At 61.0% G+C, this 8,794-nt stretch carries 8 protein-coding genes; 6 read left to right on the top strand and 2 right to left on the bottom strand.

The features are described from left to right. The first annotated feature begins 91 nt into the window (after positions 1 to 91). The 4 genes from JFN91_RS20190 to JFN91_RS20205 all read left to right on the top strand — a co-directional run bounded on the left by JFN91_RS20190 (position 92) and on the right by JFN91_RS20205 (position 6,255). The gene (locus JFN91_RS20190) at positions 92 to 3,379 is read left to right on the top strand and encodes a cache domain-containing protein (protein ID WP_199390949.1); all 3,288 of its coding nucleotides are present in this window, start codon (positions 92 to 94) and stop codon (positions 3,377 to 3,379) included. 153 nt (positions 3,380 to 3,532) lie between these two features. Next, positions 3,533 to 3,850 (top strand): hypothetical protein, encoded by a 318-nt coding sequence (locus JFN91_RS20195; protein WP_199390950.1) that lies wholly within the window; start codon positions 3,533 to 3,535, stop codon positions 3,848 to 3,850. A gap of 148 nt (positions 3,851 to 3,998) precedes the next feature. After that, positions 3,999 to 4,475 carry an SH3 domain-containing protein gene (locus JFN91_RS20200; RefSeq protein WP_199390951.1) on the top strand — a complete coding sequence of 159 codons (477 nt, stop codon included), beginning with the start codon at positions 3,999 to 4,001 and terminating at the stop codon, positions 4,473 to 4,475. A gap of 145 nt (positions 4,476 to 4,620) precedes the next feature. Further along, positions 4,621 to 6,255, top strand: coding sequence for a methyl-accepting chemotaxis protein (locus JFN91_RS20205; protein WP_236015282.1), 1,635 nt, complete (start codon positions 4,621 to 4,623; stop codon positions 6,253 to 6,255). Positions 6,256 to 6,271: 16 nt separating this feature from the next. Here the strand turns inward: JFN91_RS20205 and JFN91_RS20210 are convergent, their stop codons facing one another. Beyond that, positions 6,272 to 6,715, bottom strand: a complete 444-nt coding sequence (locus tag JFN91_RS20210; protein WP_199390952.1) for a YbaN family protein — start codon at positions 6,713 to 6,715, stop codon at positions 6,272 to 6,274. A gap of 314 nt (positions 6,716 to 7,029) precedes the next feature. Between JFN91_RS20210 and JFN91_RS20215 the strand changes: the two genes are divergently transcribed. Beyond that, entirely contained in the window at positions 7,030 to 7,398 is a 369-nt protein-coding gene (locus tag JFN91_RS20215) for a DnaJ family domain-containing protein (RefSeq protein WP_199390953.1), read from the top strand. A gap of 100 nt (positions 7,399 to 7,498) precedes the next feature. Further along, positions 7,499 to 7,909, top strand: coding sequence for an SseB family protein (locus tag JFN91_RS20220; RefSeq protein ID WP_199390954.1), 411 nt, complete (start codon positions 7,499 to 7,501; stop codon positions 7,907 to 7,909). A gap of 222 nt (positions 7,910 to 8,131) precedes the next feature. Here the strand turns inward: JFN91_RS20220 and JFN91_RS20225 are convergent. Next, on the bottom strand, positions 8,132 to 8,794 hold a 663-nt coding region (locus JFN91_RS20225), incomplete at its 5' end, for an SPOR domain-containing protein (protein WP_199390955.1).

Consider the following 8,794-nt stretch of genomic DNA (forward strand, 5'->3'; position numbering starts at 1 on the left):
TAAATTGATACAGCACACATTCTGGTCCGGTGAACTGTGTCAGCAGTAACGCGTGATACTGTAGATCCAAGGGCTGCAAAGGGAGAACAGCATGAAAATCAAAAGGTTTAAAGACTGGAGCATTGCCGCAAAGGTATTAAGTATCTCAATGGCCACCGTCGTTATCATAGCGGCAGTGAACTTCCTGTACCTGCTGCCGGCCATGCAAGACAGGATCCTCGCTGAAAGAGAGGACACGTTGAAGGCGGTAGTCGACCTCCCCATCGAACTGATCGCTGAATACGACCAGAGGGTCCAAAAGGGAGAATTCACCCCTGAAGAAGCGAAGAAACGCGCCATGGAGCGCATAAGGAACATGCGCTACGCAGGCAGCGAATACTTCTGGATCAACGACCTGAACGCGGTCATGCTCATGCACCCCCTCAAACCGGAGTTGAACGGCAAGGACCAGAGCGCCACCAAGGACCCGACCGGTAAGCAGCTCTTCGCCGAGATGGCCAACGTCGCCAGGAACCAGGGTGGCGGCGTGGTAGAATACCGCTGGCCCAAGCCAGGCTCTACCGTACCGGTGGCGAAACTCTCCTACGTGAAGCTGTACAAGCCCTGGGGCTGGGTGGTCGGGACCGGCCTGTACATGGATGACCTGCACCAGGTGATCGCAGCGATGCGCTGGAAGATGGGGGCCATCACCCTGGCCATCGCGGCGGCGGTGCTGCTGCTGGGATACCTGGTGGCGCAGCGGATCAGCAGGAACATCAACAGGCTGATCAAGGTCGCCGACGAGTTGGCCGTGGGCAACGTCGACATCGTGATCGAAAGCGACTCCCGCGACGAGGCCGGCAACCTCGCCCATGCCTTCGGCAAGATGGTGGACAACATCTCGGAAGCCGCCAGGGCAGCGGAGAAGGTGGCTGCCGGAGACCTGTCGGTGCAACTGCAGCCCAAGTCGGACAAGGACGTCCTGGCCATCAACCTGAACGTTACCATCGCCGCGGTCCAGGCCATGGCCGCCGACGCCAACCTGCTTGCCAAAGCCGCCATGGAGGGAAGGCTCACCGAGCGCGCCGACGCGACCCGGCACCAAGGCGAGTACCGCAGGACCATCGAGGGGGTCAACGCCATCATCGCGCGCCTGGTCGGGCTCCTGGACGCCATGCCGGCGCCGGCCATGATCGTGGACCGCGACTTCAGTGTCATGTACATGAACGAGCTCGGCGCCAAGGTAGGAGGCAAGACCCAGGCCCAGGTCGTCGGCACCAAGTGCTACGACCACTTCAAGACCAGCGACTGCGGCAGCACCAACTGTGCCTGCGGCAGGGCTATGCAGACCGGCGCCATGGCAAGCTCGGAAACCGACGCGCATCCCTCCGCGGGGCTCGACCTCGACATCGCCTATACCGGCATCCCCATCCACGACGACGGCGGCCGAGTGATCGGGGCCTTCGAGGTGGTGACCGACCAGACCGCGGTCAAACAGGCGGCCCGGCTGGCGCAGAAGGTCAGCAACTACCAGGAACAGGAGACCAAAAAACTGGTGCACGGCCTGGACAAACTCGCCAAGGGGCAGGTCGATTTCTCCATCACCACGGCGGAAGCCGACAAGGACACCACCGAGGCGAAGCAGATCTTCGACGCACTCGCCACGGCGGTCAACGGCTGTGTCGAGGTGATCAAGACCCTGAGCGGCGACACTGCGCACCTGGCGCAGGCTGCGCTGGAAGGTAGGCTCACTTCCCGCGCCGAAACCCAGAAGCACCAGGGGGCCTACCGGGACATCGTGCAGGGGGTGAACGACACGCTCTCCACCATGGTCGGCTTCATGGACAACATGCCCGCTCCCGCCATGATCATCGACAACGACTTCACCGTCCTGTACATGAACCAGCTGGGTGCCAAGGTCGGCGGCAAGAGCCAGGCCCAGGTCATCGGCACCAAGTGCTACGACCACTTCAAGACCAGCGACTGCAGGACGGCCAACTGCGCCTGTGCCCAGGCCATCACCTCCGGTCTCGAGGCGACCCGGGAGACCGACGCCCACCCCTCGGCCGGGCTCGACCTGGACATCAGCTACACCGGCGTTCCGGTCAAGGACAAGGAAGGCAAGGTAATCGGCGCCTTCGAGGTGGTCACCGACCTGACCTCGGTGAAGACGGCGGCGCGCCAGGCCAAGAAGATCGCCGACTACCAGGAACGCGAGACCCAAAAGCTCGTCGAGGGACTGGGAAGGCTCGCTCTGGGCGACGTCAACATCACCCTCAGCACCGAGCCCGCCGACAGCGACACCACCGAGGTGAAGCACACCTTCGACACGCTGGCCCAGGCGGTGAACAGTTCCGCCCAGGCCAACCGCAACATCTCGGAGGTCGCCCAGAAGATCGCGGCCGGGGACCTGACCCTGAAACTCGTGGAGCGCTCCCCCGAAGACCAGCTCATGATCGCGCTGAAGGCGATGCTGGCCAAACTGAACGAGGTGGTGACCGACGTCAAGGGAGCCGCCGACAACGTCGCGTCGGGAAGCCAGGAACTCTCATCCAGTTCCGAGCAGATGTCGCAGGGGGCCAGCGAACAGGCGGCCGCCGCCGAGGAGGTCTCCTCCTCCATGGAAGAGATGACCTCGAACATCAGGCAGAACGCGGACAACGCCCTGCAGACGGAGAAAATTGCCTCCAAGTCCGCCCGGGACGCCAAGGAAGGTGGCGAAGCCGTTTCCCACACCGTTTCGGCAATGAAGGAGATTGCCGGCAAGATCTCCATTATCGAAGAGATCGCGCGCCAGACCAACCTGCTGGCCTTGAACGCCGCCATCGAGGCGGCTCGCGCCGGCGAGCACGGCAAGGGATTCGCGGTGGTAGCAAGTGAAGTGCGAAAACTCGCTGAGCGCAGCCAGCGGGCGGCGGCCGAGATATCCCAACTCTCCTCAAGCAGCGTCGAAATCGCGGAACGTGCCGGCAGCATGCTGAACCAGATGGTCCCCGACATCCAGAGGACGGCGGAACTGGTGATGGAAATCTCTGCCGCCTGCCGCGAGCAGGACACCGGCGCGGAACAGATCAACAAGGCGATCCAGCAGCTCGACCAGGTCATCCAGCAGAATGCCTCGGCAGCCGAGGAGATGTCCTCGACCGCGGAAGAACTCTCCAGCCAGGCGGAACAGTTGCAGGGATCCATCACCTTCTTCAAGGTGGAGGGCGCCAACGCACCGCCCACGCTGCACGGAATGAAGCATGAGCCGCCACAGCATAAGTCCAAGCCCGTGACGCGCAAAAAGGCCCTCACACAGTCCGTGCCACGGGTGCCGGTTCAGACCAAGCGCTCAGCCGTGGCAAGCGGACTGGCATTGGAGATGGAGCAGGACGACTCAGACTTCGAGAAATTCTAACCATGATCCTGCAACGAAAAGGCAGCACCGGCACAACCGGTGCTGCCTTTTTTTTTGAAAGTTTTGCTTCAGTAAAGACGTCCGGCGCCGATAACTGAAACTGTTGCTCGAAACTCGGAAAGGAAGCCCGCGGTTCCGGGGCCGTCACTATTCATGGAAAAGACCCCCTTCGTAGTGCTGCTGTTCGTCGCCATAACAGCCCTTTTCATGTCGAATCCCGGAGTCCGCACGGCAGGCCGGCAAGACCGCCGCGAAATCTCCAACTACCAGTACTCACAATTGCACGCCGCTATGCAGCGCTACCCCGAGATCGCCGACAAGGCACTCAAGGAACTGACAGGAGAGCGGGTCAACCTGTCTCAGTACAACAAGATCATGCAGACAGTGGACCTCATCAAGCTCAGGGACGCACGGCATATGACGGCACACAACGGCGCAGTCCTGCCAATCAAAGCATCAGCTAAAAATTAAAGTGATTTTTTATTGATTATTTTTAATTGTCTCGGTATTATTTCCACGCTGGATCTAAAGCCGAAACTCCTGGGGCTACTTCCGCGTCGCCTCCCCGTAACTTTCAGTCTCGACCAAGTGGTCGCATTACTCATAAAAAGGAGACACCATGAGCAAAAAGATCCGCAACATCATTCTCGCAGCAGCGGCTGTCGCAGCATTTGCCGTTCCGGCCCTGGCCGAAAGCACCAACTGTATGGTAACCGCCCCCGAGATCCGCTTACGCAAGAGCGCCAGTAAAAAGGCTAAGGTGGTCGCGGTCCTCAAGAAGGACGCCAGGGTCACCGCCGAGAGCTGCTCGGGCGGCTGGGTGAAAGTCTCCTCCGCCGACGGCAAGCTCAACGGCTACGTGGGTGGTTGGGCGCTCGCGTCCTCCGCTCCGGTCATGGTCGCCTCGACCGAACCGGTGCCCATCCCCTCCAGCGCCGCACCGGCGGCAGAAGCTGCCAAAGAGGTGCCCAGTAACGAAAAGCTCGCCATGCAGATCACCGACCTGCGTCTCAAGGTGCTCAACGTCGAGCGCGACGTGGCCATGATGCGCAAGGACATCCGCAAGATCAAGGTGGCGATGAAACACAAGAAATAATCCCCGGTGGGGACCGGCAACGGTCCCCTACCTTCCCTTCCGCTGTCCCCCCCGCCTCAGCCTTCTTTCACCACCGCGCCTCTAAAGCTTGCCGGTCCTCAACCGATAAGGTGCCAGACCCCACACGGCTACATAGGAGCGCACGATGAAAGGCTTCACCTCGGTAAAATTGTCCACCAAGTTCTTCGGGGCCATGATGGTCCTCAACCTCTTCACCACGGCGGCCTTCACGCTGCACACCTACTACAGTGAAAAGAAAGAGATTCTGGGGGACGTGGACCGCGAACTGCGCACCTGCGTCGAGGGAGCACGTCTCGCCGCCGACCCCTATCACGCCCGGATTGCCACCGTCACCCCAAGCCAGGCCGAGTTCGACGCCCTGAGCGACCGCCTCACCGCCTGGGCCAACGCCTCCGGATTCAACTACATCTACACCATGGTGCAAAAGGACGGAAAGATCGTCTTCTCGTCGTCCAGCTACACCAAGGAGGAAAAGGCGACCGGGAAACAGAGCAAGCTGCTCGATCCCTACGAAGACGCGAGCCAGGGTCTCAAGGCCGCCTTCCAGGACCAGAAGCTGCATTACGACCAGTACTCCGACAAGTGGGGGACCTTCCGCTCCATTTTTCTGCCGGTGCGCGCCGGTGACGGCACCCTCTACGTGATCGGCGCCGACATCTCGATGCGCCATATCGACGGCGTGCTGCGGGGGCTACTGGTGAACTGCCTGTTGATCGCGCTCCTGGTGTTCGTGGTGGGGGGCGCGGTGATGCTGGTACTGGTGAGGTCGGTGCAGCGCACCATCGGCGAACTGGCGCGCGGGGTCAACCTGATTGCCCAGGGCGAGTTGAAGGCCCGCATCGAACACGAGGGGAGCGACGAACTGGGCCTGCTCGCCTCGGATATGAACCGGATGGCGGAGCACCTCAAGGGGGTGGTGGCGCAGGTGAGGAGTTCGGCGGAAGAGGTCTCCCAGGCGTCCGGGCGCCTCAACGAGACGGCACTGCAGATGGCCGACGGCGCTGACCAAGTCTCGGGACAGGTGGGGTCGGTGGCCGCGGCAGGCGAGGAGATGGCGGCCACTTCCTCCGAGATCGCCCTCAACTGCGCCGGCGCGGCCAACCTGGCCCGGCGGGCCAACGCCACCGCGTCGACCGGCGCCGCCGTCGTCGACGGGGCCATCGGCGCCATGCACCTGATCGCGGAGCGGGTCCGGGATTCGGCGCAGACGGTGGGGGGCCTGGGAACCCGTTCCGAGCAGATCGGCGCCATTCTCGGCACCATCGAGGACATAGCCGACCAGACCAACCTGCTGGCGCTGAACGCCGCCATCGAGGCGGCCCGCGCCGGTGAGCAGGGGCGCGGCTTCGCGGTGGTCGCCGACGAGGTGCGGGCGCTGGCGGAGCGGACCACCAAGGCGACCAAGGAGATCGAAGGGATGATCAAGCTGATCCAGCAGGAGACCCGCAGCGCCGTGGATGCCATGGAAGCCGGGGTGGACGAGGTGGAGCGGGGGACCATCGAGGCGGGGAAATCCCAGCAGGCGCTGCGCGAGATCATGGAATGCATTGCGGAGGTAACCATGCAGATCAACCAGGTGGCCACCGCGGCGGAGCAGCAAACAGCGACCACCCGGGAGATCTCCGGCAACATGCAGCAGATCAGCTTCGTGGTGCAGCAAACGACACGGGCGGCGCACGATTCAGCCGACGCGGCAACCGTCTTGAGCCAGAACGCGGCCCAGCTCCAGGCCAGGGTGGGCCAGTTCAGCATCGACTGAAAAGCAAGGTAGGGAATCAGGTATCCACTCTTCCCGAAGGGCGACCGCTGCGCCGGTGCGGCGTCGTCGGCAGCATAAGCAGGTACAAGGTCGCGCAGGCGGCGATGGAGATGAGCAGGATCCGCAGCCAGGTCGCTGCAACAACCACAAACGCGGTCACCGGGAACGAGATCCAGATGGCGCCTATGGCCAGGCATTTCGCTCGCAATGGAACGGATCCGTGGACGAGGTACTCCTTTACGACCGGGCCAAAGTGTCTGTGCTTTACCAGCCAGCTGTGGAAACGTTGCGAACTGCGGGAAAAGCAGATGACGGCAACAATGAGGAAGGGGACCGTCGGGACCAGGGGAAGGAACAGCCCCACCACGCCCGCCGCAAGGGAGAGGAGCCCCGTTCCGATGAGCAGGTAGCGCAGCCACTCGCTTTTTACCAGCCTGACCTTCAGGTGCCGATGCTGCATCTGTGCCCTCAAACGGTGTGCCGCGGCCGAGCCGCAGGTTGAATAAAGCGGGGCTGAAAAGATCCCTTTTAATTGTAAGCGACGCGGTCCGGTTTTAATATGGAATTTGTTGGGCCGGGACACGAGCGGCATCCGTGTGTTTTATGGCCACACAAGGAGAGGAGTTTAGCACAGCGCGGAGCACACCGCCGCCCCTCCGGTCATCCCTGTAGGGGCGAATAATCATTCGCCCGCCTTGCTGAACATCAACGCTGGTCATCCTGGCATGAAGACCGCAGTTGACTATCTGTTGCCGGTTCTGCCACAATCGCCGAATGGAAATATTCGCCATCATAGCAGAAAGAAGGATCCAGGAAGCGATGGAGCGCGGGGAGTTCGACAACCTCGCCGGGCGCGGCAAGCCGCTGGTGCAGGAAGATCTCTCGGCGGTCCCCGAAGAGTTGCGCATGGCCTACAAGGTGCTCAAAAACGCGGGCTGCGTCCCCCTCGAGGTGGAGCTGACCAACGACGTCGCCTCACTGCGGCGGCTGATCCTGGACATGGAGGAGAGCGAAGAGAGGATGAAGAAGGTGCGAGAACTGAACTTCAAACTGATGAAGTTGGAGATGACCCGCAAGCGCCCCCTATCCCTGGACCTGCTCCCCGAGTACCAGGGCAAGCTGCTGGACAAGCTGCAGGAGTGATGGATCGTTTTATCTTTATCCTTGAAATGATCCCCCCCGTTCGGTATGGTGCGACTGGAGACCACCAACCTGCTCCATAATATTCTCAAAGGAAATCCAGATGGAAAAACTAGACGAGGCGCTGGTAGAGATGCGCCAGAGCACGACGGACGGCAAAAAGCAGTCCGCATTCTATGACATCTTTCTCAACTCCTCCTTCTTCATACCCATCATAGAAAACAATGAGCAGCAGGGGGAAGAGGGAGGCGTATTCCCAGTGATAGCCGAGGCTGACGGCAAGGACTACCTGATGCTCTTCAGCACGCTGGAGCGACTTCAGGCGTGGGATCCCGCTGTCCCCTATGTCGAAGCTCCCGGTCATGTGCTCGCACTGAGCACGGTTGAGCCGCTCAACTGGGCGCTTAACGTCGGCACCGAGTACTCCAAGGAATTCCATAGTGAGGAAATAGCCTGGCTTAGGGACGCGGTCGAGCGTTGCAATGCCGATGCGGTGGATCGTGGACAGGCTTGATGAGCTTCACGGGCGGGGTCCCGCCCGTTACTGCAAGAAAGCAGATGGGACTGGCTCCGTTAGGCGCCTGTCCCTCTAGCGGAACGCTCCTTTCAGTTCAGCCACCTTTCCAAAGCATTAAGGGGGACAGGCACCTGGCGGAGCCAGTCCCCGCCTGCGACAAAGAAAAGGGGCAGCCGTATGGCTGCCCCTTTTTCGTTCTTCCTCATTACTTCTCTATGTTCACTTCGAACGTTGTACCACTGTCGGTTTGACACCGAGCTTCTCCAGTTCGGCCACCTTACGAGCTGCATCCTCTTCGCTTTTGAAAGAGCCTGCCGTGAGACTGAAGGTCGGCACTTGAACAACTATCGGCCTGAGTTCGGTGGTGATACCGAACCGTGCCAGCCGCAGTTGTTCGTCTACTGCGCCGACCTTATCGAAGTAGGAGCCGGCATACACGTTGAACTTGCCGCTCTTGTCCTGGAGGATGAAGTTCTCCGTCTTCGCTTTCCGCAGTTTCTGCAGCATTTTCTCTGCGCTCTGCTGGTCTGGGTACTCGCCGACATGGATCCGGCTCATCTGCTCTTTCCTCTTGGGCCCCGGCGCCACTACCGGCTTCATGCCTGCATTCTTGATCTTCTTCTTGATCTGGGCCATCTCTGACTTCAGTACAAAGGTCCCGAAATCGAGGGTATATCCGTCGGCAGAAGCTACACTTGCCACTGCCTGCGGTTGGGGCTGTGCTGCAACTACAGGTGCGGCAGCGGGTGCCGTGGCGCTGGCCGTTGCATCGGCTGTCTTCACAGCGGCCTTGGCAGCGGCTTTGTCGGCAGCGGCCTTTTCCGCAGCAGCTTTCTTAGCAGCGGCCTTCTCTTCTGCCGCTTTCTTGGCAGCGGCTTTGTC

The organism is Geomonas anaerohicana (genome assembly GCF_016458305.1).
GTDB lineage: Bacteria > Desulfobacterota > Desulfuromonadia > Geobacterales > Geobacteraceae > Geomonas > Geomonas anaerohicana.

Bases quoted from the DNA above. Each gene is read 5' to 3' on its own strand.
- JFN91_RS20205 (WP_236015282.1), top strand. From the start codon at position 4,621: ATGAAAGGCTTCACCTCGGTAAAATTGTCCACCAAGTTCTTCGGGGCC.
- JFN91_RS20190 (WP_199390949.1), top strand. From the start codon at position 92: ATGAAAATCAAAAGGTTTAAAGACTGGAGCATTGCCGCAAAGGTATTA.
- JFN91_RS20195 (WP_199390950.1), top strand. From the start codon at position 3,533: ATGGAAAAGACCCCCTTCGTAGTGCTGCTGTTCGTCGCCATAACAGCC.
- JFN91_RS20215 (WP_199390953.1), top strand. From the start codon at position 7,030: ATGGAAATATTCGCCATCATAGCAGAAAGAAGGATCCAGGAAGCGATG.
- JFN91_RS20200 (WP_199390951.1), top strand. From the start codon at position 3,999: ATGAGCAAAAAGATCCGCAACATCATTCTCGCAGCAGCGGCTGTCGCA.
- JFN91_RS20210 (WP_199390952.1), bottom strand. From the start codon at position 6,715: ATGCAGCATCGGCACCTGAAGGTCAGGCTGGTAAAAAGCGAGTGGCTG.
- JFN91_RS20220 (WP_199390954.1), top strand. From the start codon at position 7,499: ATGGAAAAACTAGACGAGGCGCTGGTAGAGATGCGCCAGAGCACGACG.